We start from the raw sequence: 20,984 nt of genomic DNA on the forward strand, positions 1-20,984 counted from the left end.
GAGGGATGATAAAAGAAAGATAGGAGGGCTGGGACGCAAGGCGTAAGAGAACGCTACCGCCACCATTGATTCGTCTCCAGGGGAGGCCTGAAGGGGCAAGCCCCGGGTAGAGGCGATTCATGAATCGCCTCTACCCGTTACCCGCAGATCGGCGACCCTCGCCCTCCTGGGCCCAGCCTAAATCCGCACCGAGGCCGGGAATGGCGGGCCAAGGGCAGGAAGAGGATATCCGCCCTCCCTCCGCACCTTCCCCGGTTTCCGGAGCGAAAATTCCTTTCCCATGGGTGGTCGGTATAGTGTCACGACCGCGGACGACAGAATGCTATGGACCGTTTATCGGAGGCAGTTGAATGAGGATCTCGCTCGTTGGCCCCAAGTGGAATGAGATGCTGAACAGCTACCCACCCCTGGGGCTGGCCTATTTGGCCGCGATGGCCGAACAGGAAGGGCATGAGGTGCGCATTCACGACTTCGGCCTGTATCCCACGCGGCCGGTAGAGGAAGACGTCAAAGAGATCGTGGACTACAAGCCGGACCTGGTCGCGTTCACGTCGATGACGACGTCCTACCATAACGTAGAGCAGACGGTGGCACTCGTAAAGGAGGCCCTGGGCGTCCCGATCATCATCGGTGGCCCCCACGCCACGAGCCTGCCGGAGTACACGCTGCAAAACCCTCACATCGACTTCCTGGTCTACGGGGAAGGCGAGTACATCTGGCGGGATTTCCTTCGCGCCTACACGGCAAAGGACGACCGCTGGGACCGCATCCAGGGGCTGTGGTACAAGGTCGACGGGAAGATCGTCCAGGGGGGGAGGCGGCCGCCCATCGAGGACCTGGACGCGCTGCCGTTCCCCAGCCGCCACCTGTTCGACCTGGAGAAGTACCCGCTGTATGCCCCGGACGGCAAGCCCATGGTCACCGTGCTCTCCAGCCGGGGATGCCCGTACGCCTGCTCCTTCTGCTTCAAGGGGATCATCGGGCGCAGCTACCACCAGCGCAGCCCGGAGAACATCGTCGCCGAGTTACGACAGGTCATCGACCGCTATGGCCTGCGCAATTTCTACTTCATCGACGACCTGTTCACCATCGACGTCCGGCGCCTGAATGCCCTCCTGGACTACTTCATCGAGCAGAATCTGGACATCCGATGGCGCTGCCTAGCGCGGGTGGACCGGGTCACACCCGAACTGCTGGAGAAGATGTACAAGGCCGGCTGTCGCCAGATCCATTACGGCATCGAATCCGGGAATCCGGAGATCCTCAAGGCGACGGCCAAGCATATCAATCTGGACCAGGTGCGGCAGGCGGTGAAGTGGACGGAGGAGGCGGGCATCCGTTCTAAGGGATATTTCATCCTCGGCCTGCCGGGCGACACGCTGGAGACGATGGAGCAGACCATCGAGTTCGCCGCCTCCCTGGATCTCAGCGAGGCCATGTTCTCCATCGCCACCCCCTTCCCCGGCACGCGGCTGTGGGAGGAATTGGTGCGAAAGAACCCGGGACTGGCCTTCTCGGCGGACTTCACCCGCAGCTATTACTATAACTCTTACACGGCGGAGATCGCCCCCTTCCTCAACGTGTCGGCCGTCAGCGACCACGAGCTGAGCGGCATGGCGCTCAAGGCGCGCCAGCGGTTCCAGGAGGCCAAGGAGAAGCGCAAGTTCATCAAGTACTTTGGGCCGCGCTGGGGTGAGATCATCTGGAGGCTATCGAAGATCGGGCCAATTCACAGCACCGCGCGTAAGGTGCTAGACCTGGGCCTGTTCCCTCGCTTCCGCCAGTTGCAACCGCGCCGGGAGGCCGAGGCATGGATGTCAGCCTGAAGCGGATCGAGCGGGTGCTAGAGCTGCGGACGCGCCCCTGGCGACAGCGGGCGCTCCAGCCGCTCAAGTACCTCGCATACGAGACGGGGCAAACGCGTTGGGTGCCGCCGCCGGATCGCATGTACATCGAGTCCACCAACATCTGCAACCTGCGGTGCGTCATGTGTCCCACCGGGCGCGGGGAGATCGAGCGCCCCAAGGGCTTCATGGACTTCGACCTCTTCAAACGCATCGTGGACGAGATGGCGCCGTGGGTGAAGACCACGACGTTGCACATCTGGGGAGAGCCGCTGCTGCATAAGCGGATCTTCGACATGGTCGCGTACTGCAACGAGAAGGGGCTGCGCAGCGAGATCTCCACCAACGCGACGCTATTGGACGAGGAGCGCGCAAAGGGGCTGCTGGAATCCGGCCTGAGCGCCATCTACTTATGCCTGGACGGCATGCGCCCGGAGACTTATCAGTCAATCCGGCTCCAGGCGGACTACGAGCGAACGAACGCGAACATCCGTCGCTTCATCGAGATGAAACGACAGGGCGGATACAAGGCCCCCTTCGTGAACCTGCAGATCATCCACATGAAGCAGACGGAGGGCGAGATCGAGGAATTCGTGCGAGCCTGGTCGATCCCCGGCGTGGACCGGATCAACGTGAAGCCCTTCGACTCGTGGGCCGGCCAGATGGACGAGGTGAACGAGCTCCGGGCGGACAACCCGGACGAGTTCGTCCCGCCGAAACGCTACCCCTGTCCCAACTTATGGTATCATGTACATATCTACTGGGACGGCAGCCTGGCCATGTGCGACCGTGATTACAACCAGCTCTTCCCGCTGGGCAACGTGAAGGACGGCGTGATGAAGGCATGGAACGGGCCGCGAATGCAGGAGCTGCGCCGGCTGCACGTGACCAACCAGCTCGATCATGTGGCGCCATGCAATACCTGTCCGGAGTGGGCCTGGTGGCGACCCACGCCATTCTCCTCCCACGGCAACTTCAACGCGGCCCTGGTCGAGGAGATGAGCGGGAACGGTATCGGCCCCCAGGTCGTTTCCGTAGATGAGAGCAGCCAGTAGAACAACAAAGCAAGGAATTCCCGGAAGCGCCACAACAGTAGGGAAGGGCGGGTTCATTTAAGGTAAGAGAGGAGCCCGCTCAGGAACCCCAGGGGCATCGAGGATCCATCCCAAAATGATGAGGCACGGGTGAGAGAACGGGGCACCGGCAGCGGAGTGGATGTGCAAAGAGACAGGAGGAAGGTGACGTGAAGACGACATTGATCTATCCAGGCATCGCGGGGCGAGGGTTCAACTGCCTGAGCCAGGGCATGGACGCCGGCTGGGTCTCCCACGGCCTGGCCTCCCTCAGCGCGGCCGCCAAGACTCAGGGGTTCGAGATCGATCTCATCGACCTGCGCGCCCTGGAGAGCTGGGATCACTTTCGCGAGGAGCTCCGGCAGCGAGCCCCGGACGTCGTCGGCCTGACCATGATGTCCGTGGATTACAACCCGGTGAAGCGCTCGCTGGAGATCATACGCGAGGTCAAGCCGGATACGATCACTATCGTCGGTGGCCCTCACGTCTCACTGGCCCTGGAGGACAGCCTGCAGTTGCCCCATGTGGACTACCTGATGACGAACGAGGGCGAGGTCTCCTTCCCTAAGCTACTGCAAGCACTGAAAGAAGGTCGCTCCCCAAAGCAGAAGGTGATCCGCGGGGAGACGCCCGATCTGGATCGGATCCCGTTCGCGGATCGGGATCTCTTCCTGGAGGAGTGGCGCAAGTGGGGCTATACGCTGGACAGCCCGGAGGTCCCCTTCGTCAAGGAGCTTCCGCCCCCCTTCATGACCATCATCGCCGGACGAGGATGCGTCTATCGATGCTCCTTCTGCAAGCCGGGCGAGGACTACATCTTCGGTAAGCGGGTGCGGCGCCGCTCAGTGGACAACGTCATCGAGGAACTGAAGGTGCTGCGCGATCGATATCACTTTGCCTCCTTCATGTTCCACGACGATTGTTTGACCGAGGATCGCGAGTGGGTGAGGGAGTTCTGCGAGAAGTACAAGGCCGAGGGATTCACCCAGCCGTTCTTCTGCCAAAGCCGGGCGGACATCATCACGCGTCACCCGGACATGGTGGAGCTGATGGCGGATGCCGGGTTGCGCGGCTATTTCATCGGCTTCGAAAGCGGAAACCAACGCGTGCTCAACTTCCTGCGCAAGGGCACGACCGTGAAGCAGAACCTGGAGGCGGCCAAGATCTGCCGGAAATACGGCCTGGTCATCTGGGCGAACTATATGCTGGGTATCCCCACCGAGACCAAGGAAGAGGTGATGGATACCGTCAACATGATCCGGGAGATCGACCCGGACTATTACAGCCCGTCCTTCTTCACGCCGCACCCGGGCACGGACCTGTATGACTACTGCGTGGAACATGATCTGAGCCTGATCACCGATTATGACTCGTACCGACGCAATCCGACCGAGCCCAAGATCAAGGGACAGGATTATGAGTTCCTGAAATGGGCTCGCGACTACTCGCAGAAACGCAAGTTCAAGAACCGGGTTCGCCGGGGCGTGAAGGCCTTCCTGGAGAAGTACGGCGATCCGGCGCGATACGTACGAAAGGCGCGAAAGCTTCTGGGCATCTACAAGGAGGACCCTTCCGGACCGGTGGGAACGCCCCCTCTGTCCGGCAAGGCCAGCGCCCATTAACCTTTGGAGTGGGACGATGAAAATCCTTTTGGCCAGCCCGGAGTCCAAGCTCTGGAATTCGCGCCAGCATATTCACATGGGGCTGGGATATCTGGCCGGCGCGTTGCGCGCCGCGGGATATGACGTAACCCTTTACGACGCGGCCGTGGAGCAGGAGCCGCTAAACGATGTGATGCGACGAGGCCGCTACGACGTGGTGGGGATCTCCTCTCCCACCCCGCTGATCCAGGAGGCCTGGGAGGCGGCCCGGGTGGCCAAGTCCACGGGCGCGGTGACGATCCTGGGCGGGCCGCACCTCACCATCCAACCGGACGAGTCCATGCAGCGTCCCGAGGTGGATCTGGTGGTCCGGGGCGAGGCGGAGGACACGATCGTCGAGATCATGCAAGCGCTGGAACTGGACGCCGGCGTGCAGGCCTCCAGCACGGCCCCGCGCGTCTTCGAGCACAAGGCCTGGTCGGAGATCCTGGGGCTATCCTACCGTCGGCCGAACGGGAACGGCGGGCAGGTGGTGCACAACCCGCCCCGCCCCCTGCGCGAGGATCTGGACAATATCCCGTTCCCCGCGCACGACCTGTTCAAGATCGAGCAGTACACCAACCTGCAACCCCTGACGGACGGGCTGATCCCCAACTCACGCTCGTACACCATCGTGACCAGCCGTGGGTGCCCGTTCAAATGCACCTTTTGCTCCAAGCCCGTCACCGGGGACACCTGGCGGGCGCGCTCCGTCGAGAACGTGATCGAGGAGTGGCGGTGGCTGGTACAAGACCTGAAGGCCACCGAGATCGGCATCACCGATGACATCTGGAACCGCGATCTGGACCGGGCCAAGGAGCTATGCCGTCGACTCATCGAGGAGGGGCTGAACACGGTGCCTTGGATCACGGTCCACGGCATGAAGGTGAATTACACGGATCTGGAGCTGTTCCAGCTCATGAAAGCGGCCGGGGCCAAGCGCGTTGGGTTCGGCGTGGAATCCGGCGACCAGGAGATCCTGAACAAGGTGATCCGCAAAGGCCAGACGCTGGACATGGTGCGCCAGGCATTTCGGGACGCCAAGGCGGCCGGATTGGAGACCATGGGCTTCTTCGTCTTCGGCATGCCGCACGAGACCGAGGAGACGATGGAAAAGACTATCCGCTTCGCCTTGGAGCTGGAGCCAGATCTGGCGCACTTCATGATCGCGGCGCCGTATCCGGGCACGCGCCTGTGGGAGATGCTGGAGGAGGAGGGCGCAGAGATCTTTGCCCGCGATTGGAGCGACCTGGCCATCCAGAACGATAAGGCGCACTTCCAGCTGGGCGACATGACGGCCGAGCTGGTGGAGCGAAAGTGGCACGAGGCCTATCGGCGATTCTACCTGCGGCCGAGCCGGCTGGCGCGCCGCCTGGCCAAATGGGATACGTGGCGCCGCGCGCCGGAGCGCATTCGCGACGCCAAGCGATTCTTCCTGCGCGGGCGCAAGAAGCCCGCGTCCGTCGCCTCGCCACGGCAGCCGGAATGGAGCGGCAAGGCCGCCCGCAGGCTAGGGTAGTCAAGCCTCGCCTATATCCAAAGCTCGAAATGCAGGGGAAGGAACGGCGCTGAAGCCTTCCCCTGCTTTGCGTATCAGGAGTGAACCATGTCGGTGCTCAGCTTGGCCGCCAGACTGCCAGCCTATTGGGCCTTCCGGCGGTTCGGGTGGCCGCGCATGTACCCGTTCTCTGTGGTCGTGAGCGTCTCCTACCGCTGCAACTCCCGATGCCGCACCTGCGACGTGTGGAGGAAGCCCAACGACGATATGACGGCCCAGGAGTGGCGTCAGGTATTCCACCACCTGGGACGATCCCCGGTCTACATCACCTTCACCGGCGGCGAGCCCTTCCTGCGTCCGGACCTGGACGAGCTGGTTATCGCCGCGTACCAGGAGTGCCGTCCGGCCTACATCACCATCCCCACCAACGGGCTGCTCAGCGATCGCATCGTGGAGCGGGTGGACCGCATATGTCAAGAGGCCGCCCGCTCGGAGATCGGCATCAATCTAAGCCTGGATGGCGTGGGCGAGGAGCATGATGATATTCGCGGCGTGTCGGGCAACTGGCAGCGAGCCATGGAGACGTGGCGACGGCTGAAGGAGCTGCAGAAGCGGCGGCACAACCTGGTGCTCACCGTCCACACCGTGATCTCCCGGTTCAACGTCCACCGCTTCCGGGAGATCTACGAGGGGCTGCGGTCCCTGGAGCCGGACTCGTACATCACGGAGGTGGCGGAGGAGCGGGTGGAGCTGGACACGATGGGGTGGGGCATCACGCCTGCCCCGGATGACTATGCGCCCATCGCCGATTTCCTGAGTCAGGAGGCGCGTCACTGGCCCGCCCACGGAATCGCCCGGGTGACTCAGGCTTTTCGCGCGGAATACTATCAACTGGCCAAGCGGATCCTGTACGAGCGCGACCAGGTGATCGCCTGCTACGCCGGCTGGGCCAGCGTCCACATCGCGCCCAACGGCGACATCTGGTCCTGCTGTATCCGGGCGGAGCCGGTGGGCAACCTGCGGGAGACGGGCTATGACCTCGCCCCCATCTGGTTCGGTGAGGAGATGGCGAAACTTCGTCGCTCCATCGCCGATAAGGAGTGCGCGTGTCCCATGGCGAACGCCTCCTACGCCAACATGCTCCTACACCCACCCACAGTGGTGAAGGCAACGCTGGATGCCCTGAGATGAGCGAACAGCGCTCGGGCGAACGAGAGCGGGCATTGGCCTATGTCATGAGACGCTGCGAGGATTACTACGCGACGATCGCCTGGGAGCCCCTGCTGCCGCGATCCGCAGCCGAGGCGTTTATGGCCCATCTGGCCGACCTTGGAGCTCCGCCGGCCGGGCTTGTGCGGGCCTGGGAGAGCGTCGAGCTGTTCAACTTCTGCCTCGCCAGCATGCCCAGCCCCCCGAATCGGCTGGATGCGCTGAACGAGGCGGGTCTGACCCATTGGGTCGACGAGCTGATCCCGAGCGCGCTGGGAACAGGGCTGACCCGCGCCGATCTGGCCGAATTCCTGCGACATGTGGCCGCGCTATATGAGTTTCTGCCCGGCCTTATAGCGGACCTGGATGGGGAAGCGATGGAGAGACTGGCCCGCGCAGCCCACACGCTGGCCAGCGAGATGACCTCCACAGGCTTTCCACCTCACACGCCCACGCCATGAACGAAATGGGGACGCATCTCTGCGCTCCCCATGCACATCAACGGAGCAGTACAGGTGAGGCCCCGCCTGCCGCTTTTTCCCTCCACGAGCGGTCACACCTGAAAGGGGAGGTGCGGAGGGGCTTCCCCTCCGCAGAAAAACTCCTTCTCTCGCCCTTTACCTGCCCTGTGGGGCCGGTGGCCCCCGGCCCCACAGGGCAGGTGAGAAGCTGAAAACAGATTTCTTCGGAGGGGCGGTAGCCCCTCCGAGAGAGATACGGGACCACGCTTCCGTATCGCTTAGCTTGATACCAATGGGACACGGCGGCGCCGTGTCCCTGCTACCTCAGTCCACTGTTATCGCCCAACTTCCCGATGGTTTCCCTGGGAGTTCTGACTTCCCAGCTACCCCCGGTGGTAGTACACCTCCCACCCCATGTACTTCCCCAACGCCTCGGCGATGGCGTCCGCCACCCGGGCCTGATTGATGGCCACATGGTGCTCGTATCCGTTCTCGCAGATGTAACGCAACAGCCCTTGCAGGTTCGGGATCCTCACCACGCCGTAGCCGCCGAAGGTCTGCAGCGGATCGTCCGTGAGCTCTCCCTCGCCGGTGTAAGCCCGGATGATCCCGCGGGCATCATCCGTCGACACCCGGCAATACGTGAAGGGCTCGGCCTTGATGCGGCCCTCCACGGTGCCGTATGTGTTCTCCTGGCCGACGGTTCCGGCGATGATGGCCTGGTAATCCATCACCGGGATGTCCGTGAACACCTGCTTGGGCAGGTTGGAGCAGTGGAAGACCACGGCTTTATCCGGATCCTCGCCGTAATTGTTGTTCCAATCCACCAGCGCGCTGGGCTTCCCCGAGGCCAGTTGCAGGGCATACATGCCGACCACCCCGGCGATGTCCGTCTCGCAGGCGCTGGGGAGCAGGCTGTTGCTCAACATGCTCATGACGGTGCACGGCACCACGCCGAAGAACTCCTCCATGGAGGTCCAGCATTGGATCGCCGTGGCCTGTAACCGATTCTCCTCCATCCAGCGCTGCACGACCACCGCGAACTTGGCCATCTTGATCAGCGCGGCCTCCGGGACGTCATCGGTGGGCACATAAGCCCGGATCTCCTCCACCTTCTGCTTCACGGCGGAGTCGTCATCGGCCAACTGCCCAGCGCGTCCGAAGGCCTCGGACAGGTCCAGCGTCTCCACGCTGATCCCGGCGAGCTCCAGCAGCTTCTCGCTGAAGCGCACGGTGTTGAATGCGGCCGGCCGCGCGCCCAGCATCCCCAGGCGAGCGCCGCGCAGCCCCTTGACCACCCGACAGGTGGCAACGAAGGTGCGCAGATCCTGGCGGAAGCTGTCCGACTCCGGATCGACGGTGTGGAGCGTGGTCAGCGAGAAGGGGATGCCGTACTGCCTCAGGTTGTTGCAGACGGACATCTTGCCGCAGAAGGAGTCCCGGCGGTGCTCAACCGTCATCCGGGCGGCATCATCCGGGAAGGCGTGCACCAACACCGGAACGTTCAGTCCGGACCAGCGCAGGGTGTTCGCCACGGCGCGCTCATCGCCGAAGTTGGGAAGGGTGACCAACACCCCATCGATCTCGTCCGCGTGCTGCTTGAAGAGCGCGGCGCACTTCTCCGCGTCCTGCAGGCTCTCCACGCTGCCAAACTCCGTATCCTCCGGTGAGAGCAGGATCGCCCGGACCCCTTCCTCCTCAAGAACCTTCAGGATCGCCTCGCGCCCTTCCCGGCACAGATGGCTGGGGAAGAAGCCGCGATTGCCGATGATGATGCCCAACGTCGGTTGCTTCATCGCACTCACTCCTTTTCTGGAATGGATCCCCTGAGAACGTGACTACGACTCGATCAGGCTGCGTAGGACGCGAAGGTTCTCGACGTCTTCCTTCATATCAGGCCCCTTCGGCGTCTCCAGCAGCATGGGCAGTCCATCGAAGCGAGGGTCGTTCAAGAGCAGCCGAAACCCCTCCAGGCCGACGTACCCCTGCCCGATGTGCGTGTGGCGATCGACGCGGCTGCCCAGGTCCCGCTTGCTGTCGTTGAGATGGAAGCACTTCACCAGATCCAGGCCCAGCACCTGATCGAAATGCTCCCACATGGCCGCGTACGCGTCCGGGGTACGATACTCGTATCCGGCCGCCAGCGCGTGCGCGGTGTCGAAGCAGATGGCCACCCGGGCGGGGTCGTCCACCGCGTTACGGATGGCGGCCAGTTGCTCGAACGTGTAGCCCAGGTTGGTGCCCTGGCCAGCCGTGATCTCCAGGATGGTCAGCGTCCGGAACCCTTGGGTCGCGGCGTGGGCGCGATCCAGCGCCCGGGCGATGCGATCGATCCCGACGTCCTCGCCCGCGCCAACATGGGAGCCGGGGTGCATCACCAGCCCCAACAGGCCCAGCGCCTCCGCCCGCTCCAGCTCATCGATGAAGGCGTTGAGCGATTTCTCCCACAGCGCCTCGTCTGGCGAGGCCAGGTTGATCAGGTACGCATCATGCGCCACCACGGGATCGATCCCGGTCTCCCGATGGCGCTGATGAAACCGTTCGATCTCGGCCGGCTCCAACGGCTTCGCCCGCCACTGATTCTGGTTTTTGGTGAAGATCTGCATCGCCTCGCAGCCGACCAGCACACCGCGATCGAACGCCTTGCTCACGCCGCCGGCGATGGACATATGCGCGCCGAGTCGTCCAGGCATCTTGTGTTTCCCCTCTTAGAAAATTTACCGGCAAGGTGTCCGAGGGTCTCCTTCAACTACCAGCCCCACAGGGAGAGGTCCCCTCCCGGCCTACACCTGCCTTTCTCGGCCCTTTCCGCAGGACCCAGGCCGAGGTCAGGCAGGTCGAAGGCGGAAGAAGGGCTTTTCTCAGACACGCTCCTGGAGCGCCCACTACTCCAATCTACTCCAGATCCGCCCGGGTGAACTCCTCAACCCCGGCCGCGCGGTCCTCAAAGCGGGCCAGCACGAACAGCAGGGAGGACAGCCGGTTCAGATACCGCAACGGGTCGCTGTTGCGAAGCCCATCCTGGTGATATAGCTGCGCGACGTGCCGCTCCGCCCGGCGGGCCACCGCCCGCGCCACGTCCAGCAGGGCACCGCAGTGGCTGTCGCCGGGCAGGATGAAGGCCAGGGGGATCTCCACCTCTCGCCCCAGAGCGTCCGTCTGATCCTCCAGCCACTCAACGCGCTCGGGCTTCAGCCAGGGAGGGCGAGGGGAGGCATCAGGCAGGGTGGCCAGGTCCGCCATCAGGGCATACAGATCTCGCTGGACCTGTTGAAGGATCTCCACCGTGCGGGAGGAACGCGCCGCCGTCTTCGCCAAACCCAGCAACGAGGTCGTCTCATCCACAGTGCCATACGCGGTGGGGCGCAGATCGTACTTGGGGACGCGCTCCCGTCCCAACACGCTGGTATAGCCCTCATCGCCAGCCCGGGTGTATAGCTTTCGGGTGCCCATGTCACCACCTTGGAGTCAAAGGTTCTCGCCTCTTGAATTCTACCGCATGAGGGGCGGCAGGGCAACCATATTGGGGGCAGGTCGAACTTGTGGTAGAATCGCAGGTACCCTGCACACGTGGGAGGCGGAACGTGACGACGTTGGTGACCGGAGCGACGGGCTTCATCGGTCGGCACCTGACCCGGGCGCTCTGCCGGCTGGGCGAACCGGTGCGAATCCTCGCCCGTCGTACCAGCGATCTGCGCCCGCTGGCCGATCTCCCCGTCGAGGTGATCTACGGGGATCTGACGGACCCGGCCGCGGTGGAGGAGGCCGTGCGAGGCGTGCGTCGCGTCTTCAACTGCGCCGGCACGGCCAGCGACTGGGGCCCCTGGGAGGCGTTTCAGGCGGCCAACATCACCGGGGTGGACTACCTGCTGCGCGCGGCCCGGCGGGAGTCGCATCTGGAGCGGTTCGTCCACATCTCGACGACGGACGTCTACGGCTATCCTAACCGACGGCACGTCACCGAGGACGCCCCGTGGGTGGACCGCCGCATGTACTACAACAGCAGCAAGATCGCGGGGGAACGGCTGGCCTGGCGCGCCTATCACGAGCACGGCGTGCCTCTGACAGTGATCCGCCCCGCCTCCGTGTACGGCCCCGAGGACCCCCATTACGTCAGCGAGATCCTGGCGCTGTTGCAGAGCGGATCTATGGTGCTGATCGATGAGGGAAAGCCCATCGCCGGCCTGGCCTACGTGGAGAACGTCGTGGACCTCCTGCTGCTGGCGGCCGAGCGGCCGGCCGCGGTGGGGCAGGCGTTCAACGCCAGCGACGGCACGGAGATTACCTGGCGAGACTTCACCGATCGCCTGGCGACCATCGCGGGCACGCCGACCGCCCGGTGGTCGCTGCCCCACGACGTGGCATACGCGCTCGGCTGGGCCCTGGAGCACCTATGGCGATGGCTGCGGCTGTCGTCTCGGCCGCTTCTGACCCGCCAGGCGGTCGAGAACATCGGCACGCACCAGGACTTCAGCATCGCGAAGGCCCGGCGCATGTTGGGATATACCCCTCGCGTCGGCTTCGACGAGGGAATGGAGCGAGTCGCCCAATGGCTGCACGACGTCGGCGCCCTGGGATCATCCCAGCAGCGCCGCCCACTTCAACGCTATCGCTGAGAGCGTGTCTGAAAATTTACCGGCAAGATGTCTGAGAGGGCTCCCTCAACGACTAGCTCCACAGGGGGAGGTGTGGAGGGAAGGTCCCCTCCACGGAAATCCCACTCTTCCGGCCTGTACTTGCCTTTCTCGGCCCTTCCCGAAGGCCCCAGGCCGAGGCCAGGCAGGTCGAAGGCAAAAGAAGGGCTTTTTCCGGAGGGGCTCCGCCCCTCCGGGCCTCCCCATAGCAGAAGCAGTGGCATCTTTCAGACACACTCTGAGAATCCCATTGCTCCTGCATTGGAGGGGAATCCCTTCCACATCTCCCCTATAGGGCGCATACAGCTGAGGGATGCCCTCAGACACCCTGCCGGTGAATTTTCAGATGCTCGCTGAGGCAGGAGTCCCCTGCCCTCGCCGGATGTACTATCCCATCTACTACCTACGACAGATCACGGAGGAGATCATGGTGGTCACCCAATACATCGCCTTAGACACGCGCGGCCACGGCGAGGTGATCGACGTGACGGAGAGGGTGTCGCAAGCGGTGGCCGAAAGCGGCATCACCAACGGTCTCGTCACTGTGTTCAGCCCCAGCGCCACCAGCGGGCTGACCACGCTGGAATACGAGCCGGGATGCGTGGCCGATCTCCAGGCGCTCTTCGAGCGCATCGCGCCCGAGTCCATCGACTATCGCCACAACCTGCGCTGGGGGGATGGCAACGGACACGCCCATATCCGGGCCGCGCTGCTGAAGGCCTCCTTTACGGTGCCGATCGTGAACGGCCGGCTGACGCTGGGGACCTGGCAGCACATCGTCTTCGTGGACTTCGACGTCCGGCCGCGCCATCGCGAGCTGGTCGTGCAATGCATGGGGGAATGAGGGATACCATGGATCTGCCCAACTACACCTGCCGACGCACGCATGATCCTATCGTAATCGACGGTCGTCTGGATGAGCCGGCCTGGGCGACGGCAGAGGTCGCCCCTCTGGTGCGCAACTTGGACGGCGGGCCGGCCCAATTCGGCACGGAGGCCCGACTTCTGTGGGATGATGAGCACCTGTACGTGGCATTCGTGTGTGAGGACCCGGATATCTGGGGGACGATGCTGGAACGGGATAGCCCTCTATGGGAGGAGGAGGTCGTTGAGGTCTTCCTGGATGCCAATCACAACGGCCGCCTCTACTTCGAGTTCGAGGTCAGCCCGCGCAACATCCAACTCGATCTCATGGTGGTCAAGCGCCCGGGCGAGCCGCCCCAGACCTTCTTCGAGTGGGACTGCCAGGGATGGGAAACGGCCGTGCAGATAGACGGCACCCTGAATGACCGGTCGGGCCGGGACCGGGGATGGACGGTGGAGATGGCCATCCCGCTGGCCGAGATCTACACGGCGCCGCACCCCCCGCAGCCGGGCGACGTCTGGCGCCTGGGGCTGTATCGCATCGAGCGGCCGCAGAACACGGCGCCCCATCTCTATGCGTGGTCCCCCACCCGGGCGGCCACATATCACATCCCCGAGCGCTTCGGGTTCCTGACCTTCACCGCATAGCGCGACGTGTGGCCGCCGCGCCCGAACCCTTATGTCAATACAGGCGGGGCGGGAGGCGTCATCGGCTCCATCGCTCAGGCGTCTCGCATGCCTCAGATGATCCCCACCTCTCGCCCCACCTTCGCAAACGTATCCAGCACCTGATCGAGCTGCTCATCGGTGTGGGTGGCCATGTAGCTGGTGCGCAAAAGCTGCTGCTTGGGCGGGACGGCGGGCGAGATGACGGGGTTGACGAACACGCCCTCCTCGAACAGACGTCGCCACATGTGGAAGGTCAGCATATCGTCGCCGATGATCACCGGGATGATGGGCGTCTCGGTCTGCCCCGTGTTGAACCCCAGGCTGGTCAGGCCCTCCTTCATCCTGCGGGCATTGTGCAACAGCCGCTCGATACGCTCCGGCTCGTTCCGCATCACGTCAAGGGCCGCCAGACAGGCCGCGATGTTCGAGGGTGGCATACTGGCGCTGAAGATCAGGGACCGGGCGTGATGCTTGATGTAGTCGATGATGGGAGCATCACCGGCGATGAAGCCTCCCAGCGAGGCGAAGGATTTTGAGAAGGTGCACATGATGAGGTCCACCTGATCGGTCAGGCCGAAGTGCGCGGCCGTGCCACGGCCGCCGCCCAGCACGCCCACGGAGTGCGCATCGTCCACCATGAGCCGGGCCCCGTACTTCTGGCATAGCGCGACGATCTCCGGGAGCGGCGCGATGTCCCCGCCCATGCTGAACACGCCGTCGACCACCACCAGCTTCCCCGCCTGGTCGGGGACAGACTGAAGCACTCGCTCCAGGTCCGCCATATCGTTGTGACGGTAGCGCTTGATCTCCCCGAAGGAGAGACGGCACCCATCCACGATGCTGGCGTGATCGTCTCGATCCAGGATCACGACGTCATTGCGCCCCACCAGGCAGGAGATCGTGCCCAGGTTGGTCTGGTAGCCCGTGCTGAACACCAGCGCGGCCTCCTTACCCACGAACTCGGCCAGCTCGGCCTCCAGCTGCTCGTGGAGGACCAGGGTTCCGTTCAAAAAGCGGGAGCCGGTACAACTGGTGCCATATCGCCGGACCGCCTCGATGGCCGCCTCTCGGACTTTGGGATGGGTCGTGAGCCCCAGGTAGTTGTTCGAGCCACACATGATCAACTTGTGGCCCTTGTAATTGGCTACCGTGCCTTCCGTCTCATCCAACGGGATGAAATAGGGATAATACCCTTGAGCGATCGCTTCCTGAGCTGCGGTGAACGCGAAGCACTTCTGGAACAGGTCTTTCACCGTCCTCCTCCTCACTCGCTGAAGTGCGGGGGATTCTCGTTAAGAGGGTGTCTGAACATCCACCAACAGCGGAACGCTCGCCTATGGCAGGGACACGGCGGCGCCGTGCTCTTACCAGAGGCTGAGATCCTTCGGCGCCTTTGAGGTCTGACAACGGCCCAGGCAGCATTCCTCAGACACACTCTAAGGCAAGCAAGTCCCCTCTCAGTCGGCCGTCTTCTGCGATGACTACAGGTGCGCACCGTAGAAGGATCAGGCTGTGAACCTGAGATCCAGCCGAAGAGGCGGCTCATAGGGGGCCCCCGGTGCCAGAGAGCCACCTCATTGGCGGATGAGGCTATGTGAGATGACAATGCGCTACAGGAGAGCTGCACCGGTGCAGCGTTGGCTGAAGTATACACTTCGCCGATGGTGGGCGTCAAACGGGACGAATCCAGGGATGCCGGGCGGCTTCGATCAGGGCCAATGTGAGCTCCTTGGGATCGGCCAAAGGGCTTTCGTCCAGCACCGGGCCGACACAGGCGGGGCATCCGGTAGTGCAGCGACACTGGACGACCACATCCCGGCAGCCGCTCAGCAGCTCCGGGGCGATCTCGAACAGGCGTTGCGCCAGGCCGACGCCGGCGGGCACCTTCTCATACAGCGTGACCGTGGGATATCCTGTGTGGGGAGAACGGGCCTCCACGACGACGCCCAGATCACGGGGATCGCACATCAGGTGGATGGAGGCCACGTGCGAGAGGACATGCGCCAGACCGGAGAGCCCCGTACGCGTGCGCACGCCGCGCTCCGCCCGTCGATGGCACGCAGGACAGAGGGTAACCAGGTTCTCCAGGCGATTGGCCCTCTCGTAGGCCTTCGTGATCTCCTCACCACGCCGCTGAGCCTCCAGAAGGAACGCCCTCAGCGGTCGAATATGGTGCACGTCATGCTGCCGGCCGTCCCGCTCCGGAGCACCGCACTGGGCACAGCGAAAGCGGTCTCGCTCCCTCGCCCGGCGTCGTTGCGTCTCCCAGCCCGGGCCGTAATCCAACGCGTCGCCCACCCACTGCCCCGCCTCCCGCAGGGAGTCCAGGGCCTCATCAAGGAAGCACAACCAGAAGGCGGTCGTCTCCAGCTCCTGCTCAGGCAGGGAGATCTCCCCCCAACCGAGGTTCTCATGCGTGTACCGACGCACCTTCCGGTACCCTGTAGCCCGGGCGACGACCGACACCTCGCCATACGCCCGCTGGACGCCCCCCCGCCGATCCTCCGCGCGCACCTCTCGCACCTGGACCGACTCCGTCACGCTGGCCCGGGTATAATAATCCACCTCCGCCTCTCGCACCCATGCCCGTCCCCCCTCCCAATCCAGCTCCTCGACCAGGTAGCTCTGCCCCTCATGCAGGTACACGGCTCCCTCGTGGAGCAACATGGGAACGCTGAAACGATCCATCTCCCCGATGGACTGGGGCGGCTCGCCATCCCGCCGGGCCAGGATGACGAAGCGATCCGGCGACGCCGTGCGCAACGAGACGAACTCGGCAGGATAGGCCTGGCTGATCCAGTGCCACGACTCCGGGCCCGGATAGAGGTCCCCCTCCTCGGCCAGGTATTCCAGAATAGGGGTCACGTCCTCGATGTCGCCGAACGGCTCACCCCGTCGGAAGGGCAGCTCAAAGGCCGCGCAGCGGATATGATTGGTGAGGATGATCAGGTTGTCCGGGTTGATCAACGCCTGTTCCGGGTCCCGCTCGAACAGGAACTCCGGGTGAGCGGCGATGTACTGATCCAGCACGCCCCCTCCGGCGACCAGGATAGCAAGGGAGAGGTCCCCCTGGCGACCGGCGCGGCCGGCCTGCTGCCAGGTCGAGGCGATGGTGCCCGGATAGCCGGTGAGCACCGCCGCGCCGAGGTGACCGATGTCGATCCCCAGCTCCAGAGCGTTGGTGGCCACCACGGCCCGCACCACCCCCTCTCGGAGCTCGCGCTCGATCTCACGCCGCTGCGAGGGGAGGTACCCGCCCCGATAGCCGCGCACCGCCTGAGGGCGCAGGCCCTGACGGCCAGCCGCGTCACGCAGATATGTCAACAGGACCTCCGTGGTCAGCCGCGCCCGGGCGAAGACGATGACCTGGACCTCGTGCTCCAGCAGGCGGCCGGCGATGCGCTGGGCCTCTAGCACCGGACTACGCCGTATGCCCAGCTCGGCGTTCACGAGGGGCGGGTTGTAGAGGATGAAGTGCTTCTCGCCGGAGGGCGATCCGTCCCGATCGATCAGGGCAACGGGGGCGCCGATCAAACGGGAGGCCAGCTCCGCGGGGTTGGCGATGGTGGCGGAGGCACAGATGAACTGGGGATCGCTGCCGTAGAAACGACAGATGCGTCGCAGACGGCGGAGCACGTTCGCCATATGGGAGCCGAACACGCCACGATACGTGTGCAACTCGTCGAGGATCACGTAGCGCAGCCGGGCGAAGAAGCGGTCCCAGCGGGTATGATAGGGCAGGATGCCCACATGAAGCATGTCCGGATTGCTCAACACCAGTCGGGCTGTGCGCCGTATGGGGGCACGCCCGGCGCGCGGGGTATCCCCATCGTACGTGTTGGCCCAGTCCGGAGGCAACCCCAACTCCTCCAGGAAGGCCGTCAGCTCGGCCAGCTGGTCGTGAGCCAGCGCTTTGGTCGGGAACAGGTAAAGGGCACACGACTCGGGGTCCTGAAGCAGACGAGAGAGGACGGGGAGATTGTAGCAGAGGGTCTTGCCCGATGCCGTGGGGGTGACGATCACTACATGTTGCCCCCGCTCCACGGCTGAAAACGCCGCTGCCTGGTGAACGTAGAGCCGATCAATGCCCCGAGCCTCCAGGGCCGCTCGCAATCGGCGATCCAGGGAGGCCGGGAGGGGGACGTAAACGCCCGGCCGCCTGGGAAGGCGGCGCCACGCGACCACATGGCGCATGAAGCGAGGGTCCAACCGGAGGGCCTCAACGGCCTGTGAGATCGACATCCTGACGCTCCTGGCCATGGGGAACGGCGTGGGATGGCCGAAGGGCTATCGCCCAAGTCGCGCCCACATGATATCATTGGCGATAGGGGGAAGCAAAACGCGGGTGCGGTATAATGCCAGTATCCGATAGAGTGGCCTTCTGCCGGCCCCCATCGCTTTCATCGTATCCTTAGACCGGACAAGAGCGTTTGTCCTACAGAGAGCCGCAATGCGAGACGTCTGCACCGATGCTGAGATGCTGGATCTGATCCAGCGCGCTCGAAAATTAGATGAGGCGGCCTTTGAGCGCCTCTATAACATGTACGCGGACAAATTATATCGCTATATCCTGGCACGAGTAGGAGACACATCCACGGCGGAGGATCTGACGGCTGAGGTTTTTCTTCGCGTGCTGCGTCGCATTGAGCGGTTCCAGCCAGACCCTCAGCATCCGGTGGCGACGTTTTCCGGGTGGATCTACCGGATAGCCGCGAACCTGGTTACGGATCACTTCCGTAGTCGGTCTCGGCATGAGACCGTCCCCCTTGATATCCAGCCCCCTCACCGTTTCCTTTCGAACACGTCGGAGGATATCGCCGCGGCCGTGGATCGGCAGGATATGATCTCTCGTGCTCTGGCACAGTTGACGGAGGATCAACGCCTGGTGATCTTATGTAAGTTCGGCGAGGGGATGAGCAACCGGGAGACGGCGGCCGTCCTGGGAAAGACAGAGGGTGCGGTGAAGTCATTGCAACACAGGGCCCTGGCCACCCTGCAACGGATCCTGTCTGCGGAGAGTTCATGAACGAGAAGCTGCAAAGCGCGCTTGATGATTGCTTAGAGCGCCTCGGACGCGGCGAAAGCGTCGAGGAATGCCTGGCGCGCTATCCTGAGCTGGCCGACCAATTGAGGCCTCTGCTGCGCGTCGCATACCGGCTGACCGCGCACTCCTGGCCGCGCATGGATTCCGAGGCCTTCGCTCGGGGACGAGAACGACTGTTGAAGGAGCTACCCGCCCAGCGGGCCCGCCGTTTCGGCTGGCACCGTTGGCTTCGCGCGGCAGCCCGCAGCATGAGCGCGGCTGCGGCGCTTGTGATCCTGGTGTTCGGGATCACGTGGGCCACCGCCAGGAGCCTGCCGGGGAGCCCGCTCTATCCGCTCAAGCAGACCGGCGAGCAGATCATCTCGCAACTGGTGAACACCCCCTCCGCTACCGTGGCCTGGGACATCCGACGGGCGCATAACCGCCTGACGGAGGCAATCGCCCTGCTGGAACGCCAGGAGCCGGTGGACCCGACCGTCATGACGGCCGCCGTGCAGGCCTCCCGAGAGGCGCTCACCGAGATCGCCCAGGTGGACCCGGCCGATCGCGGCGAGCTCTTGAAGCAATACCTGGCCGTCATGCAGGAGGACGTAGCGCGGCTAACGGTCGCGGCGCAAGCGATGGCCGCCGGATCGGATCGCGCCAGCGTGCAAGAGACCCTGAACACCCTGAACCAGCACATCGCCTGGGCGCAGATCGCCCTGGATCAGCCGGATCGCCTGCCCGCGCTCCTCGCCGGCGAACCATGGCCCACACCGATATCTCCTACACCCACGCCGACCATGACCTCCTCTCCGACGCCAACAGCGACCACAGCGGAGACGCCGGGCGCGACGTCCACCCGAGGGATCACGGGAACGATGAGCCTTCCGACGGCAACGGCCACGCCCACGCGATCGCCGACGCCCATCTTTGCGATCACGCCCACGCCGCAGATCTCGCCGACTCCGGCGGAGCCGGGGACGGTTGCGCCATCCCCCACGCGAGCGTCCGACCGGGATAATCGCCGTCCGAAGATCACCCCTACACCGAAGCCGGCGAATCCCACGCCGACGCCCACGAGCAAGAAGGAGGCACCGACTCCGGCCCCCACGCCAACTCACGAGCCGGAAACGCCATCGCCCACCCCTGCGCCAACCCAGGCGATGCCCACGCCAACCCCGCGGCCGATCACCCAGACGCCGATGAAGAAGCCGGGCACGCCACAGCCTACGCCCACGCCGCAACCCTGGCCGACGGCCACGCCGACCCAGGTGCCTATGCCCACGCCGACGTTCAAGCCGACGCCGACCCAGATCCCCGTGGTCACGCCGACGCGCGGGCACGGGCCGACGGCGACGCCCACGATGATGGCCCCCACGGCCACACCGACGCACAAGCCTTCGCCGACGGCCGCGTTGACGCCTACACCCAAGCCGACCCACACGCCCAAACCCACGATGATGCCAACGCCCACACCGAAGCCCACGAACACGCCCAAGCCCACCGTGGCGCCGACACCCACGCCCAAGCCGACCAATACGCCCAAACCCACCGCGCCGCCCACGCCCACACCGGAGCCAACCGACACGCCCGAGCCCACGGAGACGCCCGAACCCACGGAAACCCCAGAGCCTCCGGAACCCACGGAGACACCGGAACCGACGGACACGCCCAAACCGACCGTGCCGCCGACGCCGACACCCAAGCCTACGAACACGCCCAAACCCACCATGGCGCCGACGCCCACGCCTAAGCCGACGGACACGCCCAAGCCCACCATGGCGCCGACGCCCACGCCTAAGCCCACCAATACGCCTAAACCCACCGCGCCGCCCACGCCCACACCGGAGCCAACCGACACACCCGAGCCGACGGAGACGCCGGAGCCCACGGAACCCCCGGAGCCTACGGAGACACCGGAGCCGCCGGAATCGACGCCTACACCGCCCAGGCGAGGCGGCGGGCGCGGTCACGCGGTCTACTTACGGGATACCGGGAACAGGCAGAGCCTGCCTTGAAGTGTGTCTGATTGATCTTCGCTTAGATAAAGGGGCAGGGGCGATTCA

Annotated in this window: 16 protein-coding genes; 11 read left to right on the forward strand and 5 right to left on the reverse strand. The window is 64.3% G+C overall.

Annotation, left to right across the window (positions count from 1 at the left end; genetic code table 11):
* The first annotated feature begins 350 nt into the window (after positions 1-350).
* From GXP39_16275 to GXP39_16300, 6 genes are all read left to right on the forward strand, one after another.
* Positions 351-1,826 carry a radical SAM protein gene (locus GXP39_16275; protein NOZ29593.1) on the forward strand — a complete coding sequence of 492 codons (1,476 nt, stop codon included), beginning with the start codon at positions 351-353 and terminating at the stop codon, positions 1,824-1,826.
* On the forward strand, positions 1,811-2,899 hold the full coding sequence (locus GXP39_16280) for a radical SAM protein (GenBank protein NOZ29594.1): 1,089 nt from the start codon (positions 1,811-1,813) through the stop codon (positions 2,897-2,899). The genes GXP39_16275 and GXP39_16280 overlap by 16 nt, the downstream gene beginning before the upstream one ends.
* A 188-nt stretch (positions 2,900-3,087) precedes the next feature.
* Complete coding sequence (locus GXP39_16285) at positions 3,088-4,539, forward strand: B12-binding domain-containing radical SAM protein (GenBank protein ID NOZ29595.1); 1,452 nt, start codon at positions 3,088-3,090, stop codon at positions 4,537-4,539.
* Positions 4,540-4,555: 16 nt separating this feature from the next.
* On the forward strand, positions 4,556-6,076 hold the full coding sequence (locus tag GXP39_16290; protein NOZ29596.1) for a radical SAM protein: 1,521 nt from the start codon (positions 4,556-4,558) through the stop codon (positions 6,074-6,076).
* Between the two features lie 93 nt (positions 6,077-6,169).
* Positions 6,170-7,246 (forward strand): radical SAM protein, encoded by a 1,077-nt coding sequence (locus tag GXP39_16295; protein NOZ29597.1) that lies wholly within the window; start codon positions 6,170-6,172, stop codon positions 7,244-7,246.
* The gene (locus GXP39_16300) at positions 7,243-7,725 is read left to right on the forward strand and encodes a hypothetical protein (protein ID NOZ29598.1); all 483 of its coding nucleotides are present in this window, start codon (positions 7,243-7,245) and stop codon (positions 7,723-7,725) included. The genes GXP39_16295 and GXP39_16300 overlap by 4 nt, the downstream gene beginning before the upstream one ends.
* Before the next feature lie 383 nt (positions 7,726-8,108).
* Here GXP39_16300 and GXP39_16305 read toward each other — a convergent pair whose 3' ends face one another.
* The 3 genes from GXP39_16305 to GXP39_16315 form a co-directional block, all read right to left on the reverse strand.
* Entirely contained in the window at positions 8,109-9,521 is a 1,413-nt protein-coding gene (locus GXP39_16305) for a fucose isomerase (protein NOZ29599.1), read from the reverse strand.
* A 42-nt stretch (positions 9,522-9,563) separates the two neighbouring features.
* The gene (locus GXP39_16310; protein ID NOZ29600.1) at positions 9,564-10,418 is read right to left on the reverse strand and encodes a deoxyribonuclease IV; all 855 of its coding nucleotides are present in this window, start codon (positions 10,416-10,418) and stop codon (positions 9,564-9,566) included.
* Between the two features lie 202 nt (positions 10,419-10,620).
* Entirely contained in the window at positions 10,621-11,178 is a 558-nt protein-coding gene (locus GXP39_16315; GenBank protein ID NOZ29601.1) for a cob(I)yrinic acid a,c-diamide adenosyltransferase, read from the reverse strand.
* 131 nt (positions 11,179-11,309) lie between these two features.
* Here GXP39_16315 and GXP39_16320 point away from each other — a divergent pair, with 131 nt between their 5' ends.
* From GXP39_16320 to GXP39_16330, 3 genes are all read left to right on the forward strand, one after another.
* On the forward strand, positions 11,310-12,341 hold the full coding sequence (locus GXP39_16320; protein NOZ29602.1) for an NAD-dependent epimerase/dehydratase family protein: 1,032 nt from the start codon (positions 11,310-11,312) through the stop codon (positions 12,339-12,341).
* 400 nt (positions 12,342-12,741) lie between these two features.
* Complete coding sequence (locus GXP39_16325) at positions 12,742-13,203, forward strand: YjbQ family protein (GenBank protein NOZ29603.1); 462 nt, start codon at positions 12,742-12,744, stop codon at positions 13,201-13,203.
* 8 nt (positions 13,204-13,211) lie between these two features.
* Positions 13,212-13,871: a hypothetical protein gene (locus GXP39_16330; protein NOZ29604.1), complete on the forward strand. Its 660-nt coding sequence runs from the start codon at positions 13,212-13,214 to the stop codon at positions 13,869-13,871.
* A gap of 92 nt (positions 13,872-13,963) precedes the next feature.
* Here the strand turns inward: GXP39_16330 and GXP39_16335 are convergent, their stop codons facing one another.
* Together GXP39_16335 and GXP39_16340 are read right to left on the reverse strand one after the other, a co-directional pair.
* Positions 13,964-15,010, reverse strand: coding sequence for an aminotransferase class I/II-fold pyridoxal phosphate-dependent enzyme (locus GXP39_16335; protein ID NOZ29605.1), 1,047 nt, complete (start codon positions 15,008-15,010; stop codon positions 13,964-13,966).
* A gap of 553 nt (positions 15,011-15,563) precedes the next feature.
* Positions 15,564-18,134, reverse strand: a complete 2,571-nt coding sequence (locus GXP39_16340) for a DEAD/DEAH box helicase (protein ID NOZ29606.1) — start codon at positions 18,132-18,134, stop codon at positions 15,564-15,566.
* Positions 18,135-18,342: 208 nt separating this feature from the next.
* Here GXP39_16340 and GXP39_16345 point away from each other — a divergent pair, with 208 nt between their 5' ends.
* Complete coding sequence (locus GXP39_16345) at positions 18,343-18,918, forward strand: sigma-70 family RNA polymerase sigma factor (GenBank protein ID NOZ29607.1); 576 nt, start codon at positions 18,343-18,345, stop codon at positions 18,916-18,918.
* A complete protein-coding gene (locus GXP39_16350; protein NOZ29608.1) occupies positions 18,915-20,936 on the forward strand; it encodes a hypothetical protein in 2,022 nt (673 codons plus the stop codon). Before GXP39_16345 ends, GXP39_16350 begins: the two co-directional genes overlap by 4 nt.
* The last annotated feature ends 48 nt before the right edge of the window (positions 20,937-20,984 follow it).

It is taken from the genome of Chloroflexota bacterium, from assembly GCA_013152435.1.
Lineage (GTDB): Bacteria > Chloroflexota > Anaerolineae > DUEN01 > DUEN01 > DUEN01.

Coding starts and splice junctions, on each gene's coding strand:
- GXP39_16340 (NOZ29606.1), bottom strand. CDS start 18,134: ATGTCGATCTCACAGGCCGTTGAGGCCCTCCGGTTGGACCCTCGCTTC.
- GXP39_16310 (NOZ29600.1), bottom strand. CDS start 10,418: ATGCCTGGACGACTCGGCGCGCATATGTCCATCGCCGGCGGCGTGAGC.
- GXP39_16335 (NOZ29605.1), bottom strand. CDS start 15,010: ATGTGTGGCTCGAACAACTACCTGGGGCTCACGACCCATCCCAAAGTC.
- GXP39_16345 (NOZ29607.1), top strand. CDS start 18,343: ATGCGAGACGTCTGCACCGATGCTGAGATGCTGGATCTGATCCAGCGC.
- GXP39_16280 (NOZ29594.1), top strand. CDS start 1,811: ATGGATGTCAGCCTGAAGCGGATCGAGCGGGTGCTAGAGCTGCGGACG.
- GXP39_16330 (NOZ29604.1), top strand. CDS start 13,212: ATGGATCTGCCCAACTACACCTGCCGACGCACGCATGATCCTATCGTA.
- GXP39_16290 (NOZ29596.1), top strand. CDS start 4,556: ATGAAAATCCTTTTGGCCAGCCCGGAGTCCAAGCTCTGGAATTCGCGC.
- GXP39_16305 (NOZ29599.1), bottom strand. CDS start 9,521: ATGAAGCAACCGACGTTGGGCATCATCATCGGCAATCGCGGCTTCTTC.
- GXP39_16350 (NOZ29608.1), top strand. CDS start 18,915: ATGAACGAGAAGCTGCAAAGCGCGCTTGATGATTGCTTAGAGCGCCTC.
- GXP39_16300 (NOZ29598.1), top strand. CDS start 7,243: ATGAGCGAACAGCGCTCGGGCGAACGAGAGCGGGCATTGGCCTATGTC.
- GXP39_16325 (NOZ29603.1), top strand. CDS start 12,742: ATGTACTATCCCATCTACTACCTACGACAGATCACGGAGGAGATCATG.
- GXP39_16315 (NOZ29601.1), bottom strand. CDS start 11,178: ATGGGCACCCGAAAGCTATACACCCGGGCTGGCGATGAGGGCTATACC.
- GXP39_16275 (NOZ29593.1), top strand. CDS start 351: ATGAGGATCTCGCTCGTTGGCCCCAAGTGGAATGAGATGCTGAACAGC.